Raw genomic sequence first — 17,029 nt, 5'->3', positions numbered from 1 at the left:
AGGGGCATGTTGTCCGAGTCCTCCTCCCTGACCGTCACGACGATCACCGACCGCACCGCCTGGGACGAGCAGGTGCTCGCGATGGGCGGTCACCCTCTCCAGCTCTGGGGGTGGGGTGAGGTCAAGGGGGCCGGGGCCTGGACGCCTCGCCGTCTGCAGGTCGCGGGACCCGACGGGACCGTGCTGGGCCTCGCCCAGGTGCTGGTCCGCTCGCTCCCCGCCCAGTTCAAGGCCCTGAGCTACGTCCCGCGCGGCCCGGTCGTCATGCCCGACGGCGTCGGCTACCCCGCGACGCGCTCGGCCGTGACCGAGGCCGTGGTGCAGTGGTGCCGCAAGAACGTGGGCGGCGTGGGCATCACGCTCGAGCCCGACTGGGACGCCGGGACGTCGCTCGAGCTCGAGGGCGCGGCGCCCGCGGTCAACCCCGTGCTCTACCCGACGACGCTGATCCTCGACCTGCGCAGGACGCCCGACGAGCTCATGGCCGACATGGCGAAGAAGACCCGCCAGTACATCCGCAAGTCCGAGCGCGAGGACCTCGAGTTCCGCCCCGTGACGACGCGCGCCGAGCTCGCGGCGTGCCTGCGCCTGTACCGCCAGACGGCCGAGCGGGCGGGCTTCGGCCTGCACGAGGACTCGTACTACGAGCGCGTGTTCGACGAGCTGGGCGAGCACTCCCCCGTGTTCGCGGCCTTCGCGCGCTCGTCGGAGGGCGGCCCCCACGACCGTCCGGTCTCGTTCGTGTGGTTCGCGGCCTCAGCCCGGACGTCGTTCGAGCTGTACGGCGGCATGGACGAGGAGGGGCAGCGACTGCGGGCCAACTACGGCCTCAAGTGGTTCGCGATCAACGCGATGCGCGAGCGCGGCGTGGTGCGCTACGACGTCAACGGCCTGCTCAACGACGGGATCTCGACGTTCAAGCGCGGCTTCGCGAGCCACGAGGACGAGCTCGTGGGGAGCATCGACGTGCCGTTCTCGATGTGGTACACCGCGTGGAACAAGGGCCTGCCGACCGCCAAGAAGGTCGTGCGCAAGCTGCGCGGCGGTAGCTGAGAACAGCCCCTGGCGAGCCTCGCACTCCTAAGGCTTCGCGAGACTGCGTATCTTCACACGGTCGCCCGACGAACCCCGACGGACCCGCTCAAACCCCTGTGGTTGAGCGGGTCCGTCGGTCGTTGTCGATACTCGGTCTCACACTTTCGTGCATTTTCCTGGTACCGCGGGTAGCCTGTACCAACGCTGAGCGGTGACGCTCAGGGACACCGCCGTCCAGATCAGGAGAAGCCATGACTGTGGCCAGCAAGGGTTCGGGCTCGCGCCGGACCGTCCGCGACGTCGTCTTCGTCGAGGGGGTGCGCACGCCTTTCGGCAAGGCCCGCCCTGACGGCATCTACGCGAACACCCGTGCCGACGACCTCGCCGTGAAGGCCGTGCGCGAGCTGCTGCGCCGCCGCCCCGAGCTCCCCGCCGAGCGGATCGACGAGGTCGCGCTCGCCGCGACGACCCAGACGGGCGACCAGGGCCTGACCCTCGGACGCAGCGTCGCCGTGCTGGCCGGCCTGCCGAAGTCCGTCCCGGGCTTCGCGATCGACCGCATGTGCGCGGGCGCCATGACCGCGGTCACCACGACCGCGTCGGCCATCGCGATCGGCGCCCAGGACGTGACGCTCGCGGGCGGCCTCGAGCACATGGGGCACCACCCCATGGGCGAGGGCGCGGACCCCAACCCGCGCTTCGTCGCCGAGCGGCTCGTCGACTCGACGGCCCTGGTCATGGGCGCGACGGCCGAGAACCTGCACGACCGCTTCCCCCACCTGACCAAGGAGCGCGCCGACGCGTACGGCGTCGCGAGCCAGACCAAGTACGCCAAGGCTCTCGCGGGCGGCGACGTGACCCCGGACCTCGTCCCGGTCGCGCTGCGCGACCCGCAGCAGGGCTGGGGCCTGGCCACGGCCGACGAGCTGCCCCGCCCGGGCACGACCGTCGAGGACATCGCCCACCTCAAGACGCCCTTCCGCCCCGGCGGCAAGGTCACCGCGGGCAACGCGTCCCCCCTGACCGACGGCGCCGCGGTCGCGCTCCTTGCGGCGGGCGACGTCGCTGCCGAGCTCGGACTGCCGGCCCGCATGCGCCTCGTGTCGTTCGCGTACGTGGGCGTGGACCCCGAGGTCATGGGCATCGGCCCCATCCCCTCGACCGAGAAGGCCCTGGCCCAGGCCGGGCTGAGCATCGAGGACATCGGCCTGTTCGAGATCAACGAGGCCTTCGCGGTGCAGGTCCTGGCGTTCCTGGACCACTTCGGCATGCCCGACGACGACGCGCGCGTCAACCAGTACGGCGGCGCGATCGCGGTGGGCCACCCCCTCGCGGCGTCGGGCGTGCGCCTCATGACGCAGCTCGCGCGCCAGTTCGAGCAGCACCCCGAGGTCCGCTACGGCCTGACCACGATGTGCGTGGGCCTGGGCATGGGCGGCACGGTCGTCTGGGAGAACCCGCACCACGCCGACTACTCGGGCCACACGACGACCGACGGGGAGAACTGACCCATGAGCACCCAGACCACCACGCCCCGTGCCGAGCGCGTGACCCACTCCCTCGTCCGTGACGTCGAGCTGCCGGGCGGTGCGGGCACGCTCGCGCTCCTCACGCTCGACAACGGCCTCGACCACACCAAGCCCACGACGCTCGGACCCGAGGGCATCGCCGAGCTCACGGCTGCGCTGACCGCGCTCCAGGCCCGCGCGGCGCGCGGCGAGATCGCGGCCGTCGCCGTCACGGGCAAGCCCTACTTCCTCGCGGCGGGTGCCGACCTCACGCAGGTCGCGACCGTCCGCACCCGCGACGAGGCCCTCGAGCTGGGCCGGGGCGGCCACGCGGCCTACCGCCTGCTCGGCGAGATGGGCGTCCCGACGTTCGCCTACATCAACGGCCTGGCCCTGGGCGGCGGCCTCGAGGTCGCGCTCAACTGCGACTACCGCACGGTCGCGACCGACGCCCCCGCGCTCGCGCTGCCCGAGGTCGGCCTGGGCCTCGTCCCGGGCTGGGGCGGCGCGTACATCGTGCCGCGCCTCGTGGGCATCGAGAAGGCCATGGACGTCATCCTCACGCGCCCGAGCGCCAACAAGCCGTTCAAGGCCAAGGAAGCCTTCGAGATCGGCCTGGCCGACGCGCTGTTCGAGGCGCCGGACTTCCTCGAGTCCTCGATCCGCTGGACGGCCGACGTCGTGCGCGGCACCACGGTCGTCGAGCGCCGCGAGCTCGACCCCGCCCCGGTGTGGGACGCGGTCGTGGCCGGTGCGCGCAAGCAGCTCGACGCCGTCGTGCACGGTTCCCGGCCCGCGCCCTACCGGGCGCTCGACCTCCTGGCCGCGGCCCGCACCGCGACCAAGGACGAGGCCTTCGCGGCCGAGGACGAGGCTCTCGCGGACCTCATCATGTCGGACGAGATGCGTGCGAGCGTCTACGCGTTCCAGCTCGTCTCGCACGGCAAGCGCCCCGCGGGCGCCCCGGACCCGAAGCTCGCCCGCCCGGTCACCTCGGTCGGGATCGTGGGCGCGGGCCTCATGGCCGCCCAGCTCGCGCTGCTGTTCGCGCAGCGCCTGGGCGTGCCCGTGACGATGCGCGACCTCGACGCCGAGCGCGTGCAGCACGGGCTCGACTACGTCCGCGCGACGGTCGAGAAGCTCGTGAGCACGGGCCGCATGACCAAGGACGTGGGCGCCAAGGTGCTGTCCTCGGTCCACGGGACCACGGACATCGGCGAGTTCTCGCGCTGCGACTTCGTGATCGAGGCCGTGACCGAGGTCCTGGGTCTCAAGAAGAAGGTCTTCGCCGAGCTCGAGGGCATCATCGGCCCCGACACGATCCTCGCGACCAACACCTCGGCCCTGTCCGTGACCGAGATGGCCGCGGACCTGATGCACCCCGAGCGCGTCGTCGGGCTGCACTTCTTCAACCCCGTCGCGCAGATGCCGCTCGTGGAGGTCGTCCGGGCCGAGAAGACCTCGGACGAGGCCCTCGCAACGGCCTTCGCGGTCTCCAAGGCCCTGCGCAAGACCGCGGTGGGCGTCGCCGACCGCCCGGGCTTCGTGGTCAACCGCCTGCTCGTGCTCCTGCTGGGCAAGATCGTGGAGGCCGTCGAGAACGGCACCTCGGTCGAGGTCGCCGACCGCGCGCTGCGCCCGCTCGGCCTGCCCATGGGTCCGTTCGCGCTGTTCGACCTCGTGGGCCCCGCCGTGGGCCTGCACGTCCTGACGTCGCTGCGCGAGGACCTGGGCGACCGCTTCCCGTCCTCCCCCGGGCTCGAGAAGCTCGTGGCCGAGGGCACCAAGGTCGTGCTGCCGGCCCCGGCGCGCGGCATCCCCGCGAGCGTCGACCCGGCGATCCAGGCGTACTTCGGCACGGGCGAGGCCGGTGGACCGGGCGCTCTCGACGAGGCGGGCGTGCTCGACGCGGTCCTGACCGCTCTCACCACCGAGATCGGCCACATGCTCGACGAGGGCGTCGTCCAGGGCCCCGAGCAGATCGACCTGTGCATGATCCTGGGTGCGGGCTGGCCGTTCCACGACGGCGGCATCACGCCGTACCTGGACCGCACGGGCTACGCGGAGAAGGTCCTGGGCCGTCGCCTCCTGCCCGACGGCGTCGCGAACGTCCCGGCGCAGGTCGCCTGACGCGTCGCTCGCCTCGCACGCCGAGCCCGAGGGGGCGGTCTGCTCCTCGGAGCGGACCGCCCCCTCGGGTTCGGCGTCTGCCCTCCCGCGCCGGCCGGCTCCCCACGTGCTGGCCGTGAGCATCCGTCTGAGCGCAGCCACCAACGCCTACCTCGAGCAGCACGACACGTCGCCGGCAACCGTCCGAGCCCGGCGATGGGCACCCCGCGTGGCGCGCCTGGGCGCCTGGCTCGAGATGCGCCGCTCGGTGACCGTCACCCTCCACGGCGCCGACCCCTCAGCCCCGTGGATCCGCATCCACCCCGGACGCAACCACCGCACCGCGCCCGTCGACGTTCGGCACATGAGAGAGCTCTTCGCAAAACATGCATGACCGTCAATCATGTCCGAAGCGCGCAAACGGCACTCTTTCGACACGAGATCTCCATCGCCCGCCGGGGGTCCAGCCCTAGTTTCGTTGTCACTGCGGCGCTGCACCACGGCTTCGCCGCAGCCCGCAACGAACGGAGCTCGCATGAGAATGCCCACCGGCCGCAGCAGGCGCTTTCTCACCGCCGCCACCGCACTCCTGGTGCTGACCCCCGCTGTCATAGCGGCGACCGCCGAGACGCCCACAGGCAGCACTGCCACCGTGGTCGATCGGGCCCCCGCCCTTGAGGCGCCCGTCGAGCCCCCGGTCGACGCTTCCACGCTGCTTCCGTGCGTGGAAGCGGGCACCCCCGAAGCAGTCGGCTACGCGGGCTGCGTCACCGTCGAGGAGTGGGTTGACGGCGCCGTGACCGAGCCTCCCGGCGGCTACTACCCCGACGTCCCGGCCGAGGAGAAGGCGCAGTGGCCGCGGACGAGCACGGGGGGAGAACCCCTGCACTGCACGAAGGGTCTCACCGCTGACGGGCGCACCACGTTCGCCTGCATGGAGCCCGGGCCCCCGCCGTCCGAGGAAGTCATCCAGTCCATGCTCGACGACGCCCCTGCGACCCCGACCGAGGAAGCGATAGCTCAGAACCTCGAGGCCGGCGCCGCCGCTGCGCGTGGTCAGGACGCGGGCTGAGTGCGCGGTCCGCAGCTGAGCCGAAACGCCCCGTCCCAGGTGCTGGCGAATCGTCGCGCCGCGCGCCCGGGAAGCCTCACCAGGCCACCGGGGAAGCAGTGCGATGACTGATCACCCCCTAGGAGCGACGATGAGCACCGAAGCGATCGTCCAGATGGCTGACTACGGCGCGTTCATGCTGGACAACCTGGATGCCCCCTTGGTGAGCACGCCACCAGCCCGGCCTTTTCCAACGGCCTCGTCTATGCCGATCCAAACGGGGGGCCTGGATGAGCACGGGCATCTACATGGGTCCGGTCCGCCTCTCGTGGTCGGCCGGAGAGCCCGCGCACCTGGCCCTTGGCGAGTGGGAGGACGTCGCTCAGGTTGTCATCACGCCTTCCGCCGGAATCCTCACAGCGCGCGGATTCATGGTCTCAGGCCCTGACGGCAACTCGCCGAACCTCGCCCTCGACCCTGAGGCGGAGCACATGCTGCGCTGCTACGCCCGAGGCCGGGACACCGCGCCCCACGACGCGCTGGGCGAAGAGGACGAGCCCGTCGAGGAGTACCACCTCGAGCTCTGGCTGCGACGCCCCGGCGACGAGACCGCCGTGCTCAAGCTCACGAGCGAGTTCGGCAAGCAGCTGGCGGCGGCCGAGTCGTCCTGACGCAGGACGAACCCGTAGGCGCTGTCATCGCTCGCAGGCATGCGATGGCTCCTGCTCGCTTGTCGTGGCTCGACCGCTCGACGTCCCTGCCCTCCTGGAGCGCCGGTGATAGCGTCACGGGGCCCCTCGAACCGTGGCGCCGCGACCGCCGGTCCTCGTCCAGGTCCGCGCTCCCCCGCCGACGCCCCAGGAGATCCCACCCGATGACCGCGCCCGACGCCCTCCGCCCCACCACGGAACAGGCGCGGGCCGTCGTCGCCCGGGCCGACGAGGTCGCCGCGCGCCTCTCGGCCCTCGCCGGGGCGCCGGCCCGGTTCCGCGAGCACGTGCGCACCGCGTTCGGGTCGAGCCAACAGGACAAGGTACTGGCCGAGCTCTCGGCCATCGGGGTCGAGCGGCTGCGCGAGGTCAGCGGCGAGCGGCTGCGCGTGGGCCGCCTCGTCGACGGCGGCATCACGACCGTCGGTGACGTGCTGCGCGCGGGACCCGCCGGGCTCGAACGGCTGCCCGGGATCGGGCCGCAGACCGCGACGCACTGCCTCGCGGCCGCGGCGCAGATCGCCCATGCCGTCCAGGAGACCCTGCGGTTCCGCATCGACGACGCCCCCGGCGACCCGTTCACGACCGCCCTCGTCCAGGCCCTCGCAGGGCTCGACGCCGCGCGCACGGCCGCCACGGTCCATCGACAGGTGGTCGTCACGTTCCTCGAGGGGCACACCGAGCACCGGGTCGCCGCCCAGGAGGCGACCCGCGCGGTCCGGACGTTCTTCTCGCTGCCCGCGCGGCGCCGTCGGGCAGCGGACGGCGTGCAGGCCCTGGCGCGGCTGGTCGCCGACGCCGAGCGGTCCGGGGCCGTCGCGGCCGCCGAGCGCGTCGCCGCCCTCGACACCGCGCCCGTCGACGCCTTCGAGGCGTGGACGGACTTCCGGGCGCGCTCGGCGACGTACTACGCGCTGCTCGACGACGTCGTGGACATCGGGCGCGACCTCCAGGCGACCGAGGGCCACCTGCCGCCCGAGCTCCTGGCCCGGGTGAACGAGCAGCCGCTCGACCAGTCCCTCCTGACCGCGTCCCTGCGCGGGTACCAGGTGTTCGGGGCGCGCTACGCCCTCGCCCAGCGACGCACGATCCTGGGCGACGAGATGGGCCTGGGCAAGACCGTCCAGGCCATCGCCGCGATGGCGCACCTCGCCGCGGGCGGTGCGACGCACTTCCTCGTGGTGTGCCCCGCGAGCGTCATGACGAGCTGGGTGCGCGAGGTCGCGCGGCATAGTACGCTGCGCTCGCTCGACGTCCACGGCCCCGAGCGCGCCGAGGAGGCCGCGCAGTGGGCGCGCGAGGGGGGTGTGGCCGTGACGACGTTCGAGCAGGTCGGGCTCCTGCCGGTCGACCTGCCCACGCCCGCGATGCTCGTGGTCGACGAGGCGCACTACGTCAAGAACCCCGAGGCCAAGAGGTCGCAGGCCGTGGCCGCCTGGGCCGGGCGCTCCGAGCACGTGCTGTTCCTGACCGGCACGGTGATGGAGAACCGCGTCGAGGAGTTCCGACGCCTCGTGGCCCACCTCCAGCCCGACGTCGCCGAGCAGGTGAACGCCGCGCACGGCGCCGCGGGGGCCGAGAGGTTCCGCCTCGCGGTGGCCCCCGTGTACCTGCGGCGCAACCAGGAGGACGTGCTCGAGGAGCTGCCCGAGCTCGTCCAGGTCGAGGAGTGGGAGACGTTCGGCCCGGCCGACGGCGCCGCCTACCGCGCCGCGGTGCGCGAGGGCAGCTTCATGGCCATGCGCCGGGCCGCGTACGCCGTCGACCACCCCGAGGACTCGGCCAAGGTGCGACGGCTCGTCGAGCTCGTCGAGGAGGCCACGGGGAACGGCCGCAAGGTCGTGGTGTTCACGTACTTCCGTGACGTCGTCGACCTCGTGGTGCGCGCGTTGGGCGACCTCGCGGCCGGACCGCTCACGGGGTCCGTGGGGGCGAGCGCCCGCCAGACCATCCTCGACGACTTCACGGCCTCGCCCGTGCCCCGCGCGCTCGTGAGCCAGATCGAGGTGGGCGGCGTCGGCGTCAACCTCCAGGCGGCCTCGGTCGTCATCCTGTGCGAGCCGCAGGTCAAGCCCACGACCGAGGCCCAGGCCGTCGCGCGCGCCCACCGCATGGGCCAGGTGCGCACCGTGCAGGTCCACCGGCTGCTCGTCGCCGACACGGTCGACGAGCGCATGGTCGAGATCCTCGGCACCAAGGCCCGGCTGTTCGACGCCTACGCGCGGCGCAGCGTCCTGGCCGACGCGCTGCCCGGCGCGATCGACGTGTCGGAGGCCCGGCTCGCGCAGACGATCGTCGCGGCCGAGCAGGCGCGCTGGCTGGGCGGGGAGCCGGTCGTGGCGGGTGGCGCCGGATCGTAGGACGCCGTCGTGCAGGACGCTCCGACCGACGACGAGCCGTGGGGCGCGCAGAGAGCCCGGCCCTAGACCGTTCCGCCCACGTCCGCCGAGGAGGGGTCCGCGGCCGGCGCGAGCGTGGCGGCCAGAACCCGCCAGCGCTCGTCCGTTCGCGCCCAGAGGCGGGTGTAGACCAACCGTGCGGAGACTGCGGCGCCGCCCTGGATCGCCTCCACGGCGGCGACCAGCCTGGTCACCCCGCACACGGCGTCCTCCCGGACGTCGAGGGACTCCTCCTCCAGGCGGGTGATCCGCAGGGCACCCGAGCGGTGGCTCTCCAGGTCGTCGTCCTTGGAGAACACCGACCCGTCGGGGCCGACGCCCACGCACCGAGGATGCAGCAGCGCGTCCAGCGCGTCGACGTCGCCCGCACGCTGGGCGGCCTGGAGCGCGTGCTCAGCAGCAAGAAGACTCATCGCCCGAGTGTAGGCACCTGGGCGCGCCACGGGTGGGACGCTGACGGGCCGCCTGTGCGACGAACCGACCGGGGCCCAGTCTGGGTGCACCCACCGGCTACGCTCGGCGCATGCCGCTCACAGACGACATCGCCCAGCTTCTGCGTGACCGGCTCTTCGCCCAGGAGGTCTGGCTGTCAGTCCTTCCGCCTGCGGCCGAGTTCGACGACGTCGCGCGCGCCACGGGCCTCACCCCGATCGGCAGAGGCTGGACGGAGGTCGGGGCCGACGGCGCACGCCAGCTGCTGACCACCCTGCTGCGGATCGGCATCGCGCATGCCGACGAGATCATGCCCGAGCATCGTGCACGACGGCTCGCCGAGGAGTTCATCGGCTCCTTCGGTGAGCGCGGGGCCCGGTACGCGACCAACTGCGCACCCTCGGAGGAGTTCCTCCAGTACTTCGGCGGCTCAGCGCTCGGGCACGCCCCCGACGACGCGACTCCTCCCACTGACCCCTGGTTCGGCTCGCTGTTCGAGTCCGACGGCTGGAACCCCGCGACGGAGTACACCTTCGACACGGGTCTCGTGGTGCTGGGCGAGTCGAGCTCGGGGTGCTACTGGGTAGCCGAGGAGGACTAGCCGAAGTGCGTGACCGCGCGGCGGTCTCGGCCCTACCCCGCCACGTCGGCGGTCTTGAGGTCGTCGACGAACGCCTGGAACTCGTCCAGCTCGTCAGGGCAGTAGATCTCGATGATGAGCAGCTGGCCCTGGACCACGCGGCTGTCGGCGATGACGGGCCGGGCGCCCGGTCCCGTCGCCCCGTTCGCGAGCTGCGCGAGCAGCGTCGCCCGGCTGAGCGCCTCGTTGGGGTTGGCGCACGTCGCGCCGCCGTCGTCGCCGAGGAGCCGCACGACCTGGTCCTTGTCGGGGGTGCGCACCCCTGCCTCCTCGATCGCCGCGATCAGCTCGTCCGCCTTCTCCGACGCACGTGCCGACTCCCTGACGGTCGTGAACGCGAGGACCCCCCACACGCCCATCGCGACGAGGATCACGCACGCGCCGATGTAGATCCACCGACGCTCGTGCCGCGGCTGGTTCTCCTCGGGCGTGCTCATGAGGCCACCTCCGTCGACTCGGCCTGCTTCCAGGCCGGCTTGCGGAACCGGTAGAACAGGAACGGCACGAACAGGCCCAGACCCAGGGCCCCGCCGCCCACGACGAGGAAGTAGACCAGCGGACTACCGGACGAGAACTGGGAGGGCGGGACGAACCCGACCAGCAGTGCCGCCAGAGAGGCCGCGAAGCCCACGCCGCACATGCTCACGAGCATCGGGGCCCGGAAGCCGCGCGGGTGGTCGGGCTGGCGGCGGCGCAGGTTGATCGCGGCCACGAACATCAGCAGGTACATGATCAGGTACACCTGCGTCGTGATGACCGAGAAGATCCAGTAGGCGCTCGAGACGTCGGGGATCAGCGCGTAGGCGAGGCCGATCACCGTGGTCACGATGCCCTGGACGACCAGGATGTTCTGCTGGACACCGTTCTTGTTGAGCCGCTGCAGGAACGGTGGGAGGTACCCCTCCTGCCGGGAGATGAGCAACAAGCCCTTGGACGGACCCGCGAGCCACGTGAGCATGCCACCGAGCGAGGCCGTGACGAGCATGATCCCCACGATCGGCGTCAGCCACTGCCACCCGAAGTTGGCGAAGACCGCGTCGAAGGCCTGCATCACGCCCGCCGTGAGCGAGAGCTCCTCGGCGGGCACGATCCAGCTGATGGCCAACGCGGGAAGGATGAAGATCGCCAGCACCATGCCCATCGCGAGGAACATCGACTTCGGGAACTGCTTCCCGGGGTTCTTCAGCGACGACACGTGGACCGCGTTCATCTCCATGCCGGAGTAGGACAGGAAGTTGTTGACGATGAGGACGAGGCTCGAGAGCCCGGCCCAGGCCGGCAGCAGGTTGTCGGCCGTCATGGGCGCCGCGGACTCGTTCCCCTGACCCAGGAAGACGACGCCGAGGGTCACGAGCACGACGCCGGGGATCAGGGTCCCGATGATGAGCCCGCCGCTCGCGAGGCCGGCGACGCCCTTGGTGCCGCGCGAGGAGACCCACACGCCGGACCAGTAGACGACGATGATCACGGCCGCCGTCCACACCCCGCTGCTGGCGAGCGCGGGGTTGATGACGTACGCGAGCGTGCTCGCGACGAACCCGAGCAGGCTCGGGTAGTAGAAGATCGTCATGGCGAACTGGCACCACACCGCGAGGAAGCCCATGGGCTTCGAGATGCCCTCGGAGACCCACTTGTAGATGCCGCCGGTCCAGCCCGAGGCGAGCTCGGCGGACACCAGCGAGGTCGGCAGCAGGAAGACGACCGCGGGCAGCAGGTAGAGGAACACGCAGGCCAGGCCGTAGACGGCCATGGTGGGCGCGGCCCGCAGGCTCGCGACCGAGCTGGTGGTCATCATGGCGAGCGCGACCCAGGAGATCCACTGGGTGTTGGTCGCGCGCGTGCGAGCGGCCGGGACTGCCGCCGCGCCGTCGACGGGAAGGTCGGCGGGGACGTCCGCGGCGCTCATCGCGCGTCCTGCGGGGGTGCTTGCATGGTCATCACTGCCTCCGTCGACGTCGTCGGTCGGGCCTTGGTTCGAGTGTGCCGCCCGGCGAACCGGACGCACCTCATGCAGATCGAGTGAACCGCACCGCCCTGCGAGGGAGCGATCAGCCCCGGTCCGAGCCGGCCTGTCCCGCCGTCGCCGAGGTCGGCAGCGTGAACGACACGGCCGCGGCCGCCGCGGCGGCGTCGTCGAGCGTCCCCTTCGCCGCACGGTGACGACCGATCACGACCGCCATGAGCACGCCCAGGAAGCTGAAGATCGCCATCATCCACGCGGCGGCCGCAAGCCCCGAGGCCAGGGCCTCGCTCTGCGCGGCCCCTGCGGCGGTCCGTTGGGCGATCACGTTGCCGTAGATGGTGGCTGCCAGCGCCGTCGCGACCGCAGCGCCGACGTACCGGGCCATGTTGGAGATCCCCGAGGCGCCTCCGACCTGGTTCTCGGGCACCGCGGCCGTGGCCGCCGCGGACGCCGGGCCGTTCGACAGGCCCATGCCGACCGCGATCGCGACCAGCGGCAGCAGGAACGCGGTGTACACCCAGGCCTCGTTCACGAGGCCCACGATCACGAAGCCGGCCGTGGTCAGGGCGAACCCGAGCCCGATCGTCTGCCGGCCACCGATCTTCGCCGCGAGCCGTGGCACGAGCGGGGCGATCACCACGAGCCCCACGGTCGCGGGGAGCGTCGCGAGCCCCGCCTGGAGCGGGCTGAAGCCCAGGGTGGCAGGGTCCTGGAAGTACAGGCTCAGGAGGTACATCAGGCCGTTGATCGTGCCCGCTCCGATGAGGATCGCGACGGTCGAGCCCACGAGGACGCGGTTGCGCAGCAGGGCGAGGTCCACGAGCGGGACGGCCACCCGTCCCTCGACGACGACGAACGCGACGGCAGCGGCGGCCGAGATCGCGAAGCACCCCAGGGTGGCCACGGAGACCCAGCCCCAGTCGCCGCTCTTGGTCACGCCCAGGATGAGCGGGGTCAGCGTCAGCGCGATGAGCACGGTGCCCGCGTAGTCGATCGTCCGGGGCCGGTCCGGGTCCCTCGACTCGGCGACCGTCAGCGCCGTCAGGACCATGCACAGCACCGCGATCACGGCGTCGATCCAGAACAGCCCCTGCCACCCCGTGACGTCGACGAGCACGCCGCCGACCAACGGACCGGCCGCGGCCCCCACGGCGGCCGCCGCGCCCCACAGCGAGACGGCCCGGAGCTGGGCGTCGCCCGCGTTCGCGACCGAGAGCAGACTGAGCCCGCACGCGAGGATGGTCGCCCCTGCCGCGCCCTGGATCACACGTCCTGCGATGACCATTCCCCCGGAGTCGGCGAGCGCGATCATCACGCAGGACAGCACGAAGAGCAGCAGCCCAAGCTGGAAGACCCGCCGCCGTCCGAAGACGTCCCCCAACGAGCCCGAGGTGACGATGACCGCCGCCCCGACGAGCGAGTAGCCCGTCACGGCCCACTGCAGCGTGGTCACGGACGTCCCGGTGTCCTCGGAGATCGCCGGGAGCAGGATGCTGACCGCCGACGTGTTCGCGTTCACCACCAGCGTGGAGATGCACGTGGCCGCGAGGACCCCGCCCGCCTTGGCTCCGACCTGTCCATCGACCTGCGCAGCGTCGCTCATCGCACTGCCCTTCCCGTGACGGGCTCGGGGGTGGGTACCCCTGACACACGGTAGGGCAGATGGCCGCGGCGCTCCTGTCGAAACCGTGCGCCGTCGCCGGAGCGTCCCAGGGGCGCCTCGCGGCGCTAGTCCTCCCAGCCCATCCTGAGCACCTCGAACGCCGTGGCGTGCTCGACACCCATGCGGGCCCCGCCCGCCCGGCTCATGGTCGCGAGGAACTCCGCGGGGGCGAAGTGCTCCCACCCGAGGCCGGCGATGTACGCGGCGTGCGCCTCGAGCGAGGCCACGCCTGCGTCGAACGTGGCGGTCACGTCGACGCCGTGGGCCGCGTCGGGAGAGCCCGCGACCCAGACCTGCCGTACGCCTCCCCACGGCTCCAGGCCGGCCTCGACCTGGTCGCGGAAGACCCAGCGGTTCCCGGCGTCACGTACCGCGTCCACGACGGCGCGGCCCGTGGCGATGTGGTCGGCCTGGTTGAGCATCCCGCCGGGGAAGGTCTCGCGGTAGTTGCCCGTGATGACGACCTCCGGGCGATGTCGTCGCACGGCTGCCGCGATGGCGGCCCGCAGCGGCAGGCCGTACTCGAGCACGCCGTCGGGCAGGCCCAGGAACTCGACCTCGTCGACGCCCACGATCGCGGCCGACGCGACCTGCTCGGCCTCGCGGACGCGGCGCGCCTCGTCGGGCGCGAGGCCGTCGATCCCGGCCTCGCCGCTCGTGACCATGGCGTAGACCACGGTCTTGCCCTGCCCTGTCCAGCGCGCGACGGCGGCGGCTGCGCCGAACTCCATGTCGTCCGGGTGGGCTACGACCGCGAGCGCCCGGGTCCAGTCCTCGGTCAGCGGGGTCAGGGGTGCCTGAGGTGGGAGGTCCATGCCTCCCACGGTATGCCAGCAGCGTCCTGGCTGGGCTGCCGAACCCGAGGTCGGTCAGACCAACCTCGGGTTCAGCGCCCTGCCGTCAGCGGATCGCCGCGACCGCCTCGACCTCGACGAGCTGGTCGTCGTAGCCGAGCGCGGCGACGCCGAGCAGCGTGCTCGGCGGGTCGTGCGGGGCCAGCGCGTCGCGCACGACCTCCCACGCGGCGACGAGGTCGTCCTGCGACGTCGAGGCGACGTAGACGGTCGTCTTGACGAGGTCCGCGAAGGTCGCGCCCGCGTCCTCGAGCGAGACCCGCAGGTTCGCCATGGTCTGCGCGGCCTGGGCGCGCACGTCCCCGACGCCCACGGTCGCCCCGTCGGCGTCGAGCGGGCACGCGCCTGCGGCGTAGACGAGACGGGCGCCGGAAGGGACGACGGTCGCGTAGGCGTACTCGGCGACGTCGGACAGGCGAGGGCTGCGCACGAGCCGTGCGACGGGGGCCGACGGATCGGTGGTCGACGGTGCAGCGGGGGCAGAAGGCACGGGTTCTCCTCGGGGTCGATGGGGTGTCCCCCGATCCTCCGTCATCCGGGCACGGGGATCCAGGCATTTCGGGCTCGGCGCGGGCCCGGGGGCGCGCGATAGCGTGGCCCTCATGACGTCGAACGGTTCTCCGGTCACGCACCACGCCACCGCGATCCTTCACGACGGGAGCACCCTCCTCGTCGAGGTCACGGGGACGGGCCCCGCCGTCGTGCTTCCGGTCAACCCGGTCCCCGCGACGGGGCCGCAGGCCGACGAGCTCCGGACGTGGGGCGTCGATCCCGCCCTCGGCCGGACCTTGGTCGACGCCCTCTCCCCCACGTTCCGCGTGGTCGCGGCCGACTACGAGGGCCACCGCATGGCTCACCCGGCACCGGGCTCGCTGACCCCGGAGAACGTCGCGGCCGACCTGCTCGCGATCGCCGACGCCGCGGGGGCCGAGACTTTCGCGTACTACGGCTACTCGTGGCTCGCCCTGAGCGGCCTCCAGCTCGCGCTGCGCACTCCGCGCCTGAGCGCTCTCGTCATGGGTGGCTTCCCGCCGCGGGGCGGCCCGTACGCGGGCATGCTCGCGGTCACGCGCGCGACGCACGCCATGACGGCCGCAGCCCCCGCGGCGCCTGGCGAGCCCACGGACGGCCCGACGGCGCAGCGCGAGGCGAGCGACGTCGTCGGGCGGGAGGAGCTCGCTCCGGCGACGGACGCCGCACCCGAGGAGACGGGCGCGGCCGGGGACCCCGAGGACTTCGACTGGGACGCGTTCGACATGACGCTCGGCGAGGACCAGACGCGCCAGTTCGTGACGCTGTACGAGGCGCTCGACGATTTCGACGACCAGGCTGCGCTGACCGAGGTGACCTGCCCGCGCCTCGCGTTCGCCGGGACCGCCGACGAGATCGAGTACGGCGAGAAGTGGGGCGGGGTGCACGTGAGCATCGGTGGCGCCCTGGCCGCACACGCCGACGAGCTCCGTGCCGCGGGCTGGGACGTGCGCCTGCTCGACGGGCTCGACCACACCCGGGCCATGCAGCCGGACGCGGTGCTGCCGGTGCTGGGCCCGTGGCTGGCCGCCGTACTCACCGGGGAATGAGCAGCGGCCCCCGGATCGGAGGATCCAGGGGCCGCGGCTCGTCGCTCAGGGGTCGGTCAGGTCAGTAGACCGTCAGGCCCTTCGCCCGGAACTGGTCGCGCACACGGTCGACCAGCTCGACGTCGGGCGCGGGGGTGTCGGTGAGCTCGTACTCGCGCCCGAGCGTCTCCCACTTGTCCCGGCCCATCTGATGGAAGGGCAGGACCTCGACTCGCGTGACCGTGCCGGGCCGGATCTCGTTGAGCGAGGCCGCGTAGTCCGCGACGACGTCGACGTGCTCGGCCTGGTCCGTCAGTCCCGGGACCAGCACGTACCGGATCCAGACCTCGACCGGGTGCTCGGCCGTGACCCCGCCGGGCAGGCCCGACTCGGCGAGCCGTCGCCCGAACCTCAGGGTGGGCTCGAGCGCACGGCCCGTGACCTTCTCGTACGTCGCGGGGTCGCCCGACTTGACGTCGAGCAGCACCAGGTCGGTGTTCGCCAGCATCTCGTCGCTCAGGTTCGCCCCGAGGAAGCCCGAGGTGTCGAGCGTGGTGTGCACGCCCATCTCCTTGGCGCCCGCCAGGATGCGCGCGGCGAACGCGGGCTGCATGAGCACCTCGCCGCCCGAGAGCGTCAGACCGCCCTTGGTGGCGCGGAAGACCGGCAGGTACCGCTTGACCCTGGCCAGCAGCTCGTCGGCCGTGACCGGCTCGCCGTCCTTCATCTGCAGCGTGTCGGGGTTGTGGCAGTACAGGCACCGCAGCGGGCACCCGTTGAGGAACACGGTCAGGCGCGTGCCCGGCCCGTCCACCGCGGTCACGAGCTCCCACGAGTGGACCGAGCCGAGCTCGCCCGAACGCATCATCGCGAGCTTGTCGTGCCGGTCGAGGTCCTCGGCCGTCGTGAGGCCGGAGACCCCGGCCCCCGTCCGGCGGCGGGGGGCCTCCGGTGCGTCCAGGTCGCTGTCGTGACCCAGGCCGTCACCGGAGGTCCGCCACGGCAGCGGAGCCGAGGCGACCCCGTCGACCCCGTAGCGGGCGGCGGCACGCGCGGGCACCTGGCCTGCTGCGGGCGTCGAGAGAGTCGTCATGATGGTTCCGCCG

15 protein-coding genes are annotated in these 17,029 nt (G+C 72.4%); 8 read left to right on the top strand and 7 right to left on the bottom strand.

All coding sequences use genetic code 11. The features are described 5' to 3' along the window. Window positions 1-6: 6 nt before the first annotated feature. The 6 genes from JOD49_RS00630 (at window position 7) to JOD49_RS00605 (ending at window position 8,773) form a co-directional block, all read left to right on the top strand. A complete protein-coding gene (locus JOD49_RS00630; RefSeq protein ID WP_205305529.1) occupies window positions 7-1,053 on the top strand; it encodes a lipid II:glycine glycyltransferase FemX in 1,047 nt (348 codons plus the stop codon). Window positions 1,054-1,286: 233 nt separating this feature from the next. Beyond that, window positions 1,287-2,543: a thiolase family protein gene (locus JOD49_RS00625; protein ID WP_205305528.1), complete on the top strand. Its 1,257-nt coding sequence runs from the start codon at window positions 1,287-1,289 to the stop codon at window positions 2,541-2,543. 3 nt (window positions 2,544-2,546) lie between these two features. Further along, complete coding sequence (locus tag JOD49_RS00620) at window positions 2,547-4,673, top strand: 3-hydroxyacyl-CoA dehydrogenase NAD-binding domain-containing protein (protein ID WP_205305527.1); 2,127 nt, start codon at window positions 2,547-2,549, stop codon at window positions 4,671-4,673. Window positions 4,674-5,376: 703 nt separating this feature from the next. Continuing rightward, window positions 5,377-5,724 (top strand): hypothetical protein, encoded by a 348-nt coding sequence (locus JOD49_RS00615; RefSeq protein ID WP_205305526.1) that lies wholly within the window; start codon window positions 5,377-5,379, stop codon window positions 5,722-5,724. Window positions 5,725-6,134: 410 nt separating this feature from the next. After that, entirely contained in the window at window positions 6,135-6,374 is a 240-nt protein-coding gene (locus JOD49_RS00610; RefSeq protein WP_205305525.1) for a hypothetical protein, read from the top strand. Between the two features lie 203 nt (window positions 6,375-6,577). Then, a complete protein-coding gene (locus JOD49_RS00605; protein ID WP_205305524.1) occupies window positions 6,578-8,773 on the top strand; it encodes a DEAD/DEAH box helicase in 2,196 nt (731 codons plus the stop codon). Window positions 8,774-8,835: 62 nt separating this feature from the next. On the opposite strand, the gene JOD49_RS00600 is transcribed toward JOD49_RS00605, so the two are convergent. After that, window positions 8,836-9,225, bottom strand: coding sequence for a nuclear transport factor 2 family protein (locus JOD49_RS00600; protein WP_205305523.1), 390 nt, complete (start codon window positions 9,223-9,225; stop codon window positions 8,836-8,838). A 110-nt stretch (window positions 9,226-9,335) separates the two neighbouring features. Between JOD49_RS00600 and JOD49_RS00595 the strand changes: the two genes are divergently transcribed. Next, window positions 9,336-9,845 carry a hypothetical protein gene (locus JOD49_RS00595; protein ID WP_205305522.1) on the top strand — a complete coding sequence of 170 codons (510 nt, stop codon included), beginning with the start codon at window positions 9,336-9,338 and terminating at the stop codon, window positions 9,843-9,845. Between the two features lie 32 nt (window positions 9,846-9,877). Here JOD49_RS00595 and JOD49_RS00590 read toward each other — a convergent pair whose 3' ends face one another. From JOD49_RS00590 to JOD49_RS00570, 5 genes are all read right to left on the bottom strand, one after another. Further along, window positions 9,878-10,321, bottom strand: a complete 444-nt coding sequence (locus tag JOD49_RS00590; RefSeq protein ID WP_205305521.1) for a hypothetical protein — start codon at window positions 10,319-10,321, stop codon at window positions 9,878-9,880. Next, window positions 10,318-11,790: a glutamate/gamma-aminobutyrate antiporter GadC gene (gene gadC / locus JOD49_RS00585; RefSeq protein ID WP_205305520.1), complete on the bottom strand. Its 1,473-nt coding sequence runs from the start codon at window positions 11,788-11,790 to the stop codon at window positions 10,318-10,320. The genes JOD49_RS00590 and gadC overlap by 4 nt, the downstream gene beginning before the upstream one ends. Before the next feature lie 142 nt (window positions 11,791-11,932). Beyond that, window positions 11,933-13,450: an MFS transporter gene (locus JOD49_RS00580; RefSeq protein WP_205305519.1), complete on the bottom strand. Its 1,518-nt coding sequence runs from the start codon at window positions 13,448-13,450 to the stop codon at window positions 11,933-11,935. A 125-nt stretch (window positions 13,451-13,575) separates the two neighbouring features. Next, complete coding sequence (locus JOD49_RS00575; protein WP_205305518.1) at window positions 13,576-14,325, bottom strand: PIG-L deacetylase family protein; 750 nt, start codon at window positions 14,323-14,325, stop codon at window positions 13,576-13,578. A gap of 85 nt (window positions 14,326-14,410) precedes the next feature. Then, window positions 14,411-14,854: a RidA family protein gene (locus JOD49_RS00570; RefSeq protein WP_307822287.1), complete on the bottom strand. Its 444-nt coding sequence runs from the start codon at window positions 14,852-14,854 to the stop codon at window positions 14,411-14,413. Window positions 14,855-14,966: 112 nt separating this feature from the next. Between JOD49_RS00570 and JOD49_RS00565 the strand changes: the two genes are divergently transcribed. Next, on the top strand, window positions 14,967-15,944 hold the full coding sequence (locus JOD49_RS00565; RefSeq protein WP_205305516.1) for an alpha/beta hydrolase: 978 nt from the start codon (window positions 14,967-14,969) through the stop codon (window positions 15,942-15,944). 61 nt (window positions 15,945-16,005) lie between these two features. Here the strand turns inward: JOD49_RS00565 and pflA are convergent, their stop codons facing one another. Beyond that, complete coding sequence (pflA, locus tag JOD49_RS00560) at window positions 16,006-17,016, bottom strand: pyruvate formate-lyase-activating protein (RefSeq protein ID WP_205305515.1); 1,011 nt, start codon at window positions 17,014-17,016, stop codon at window positions 16,006-16,008. Between the last annotated feature and the right edge of the window lie 13 nt (window positions 17,017-17,029).

It is taken from the genome of Oerskovia jenensis, from assembly GCF_016907235.1.
GTDB lineage: Bacteria > Actinomycetota > Actinomycetes > Actinomycetales > Cellulomonadaceae > Oerskovia > Oerskovia jenensis.
The sequence above is the reverse complement of the archived record's forward strand: the minus strand, read 5'-3'. Positions and strand labels throughout refer to the sequence as shown.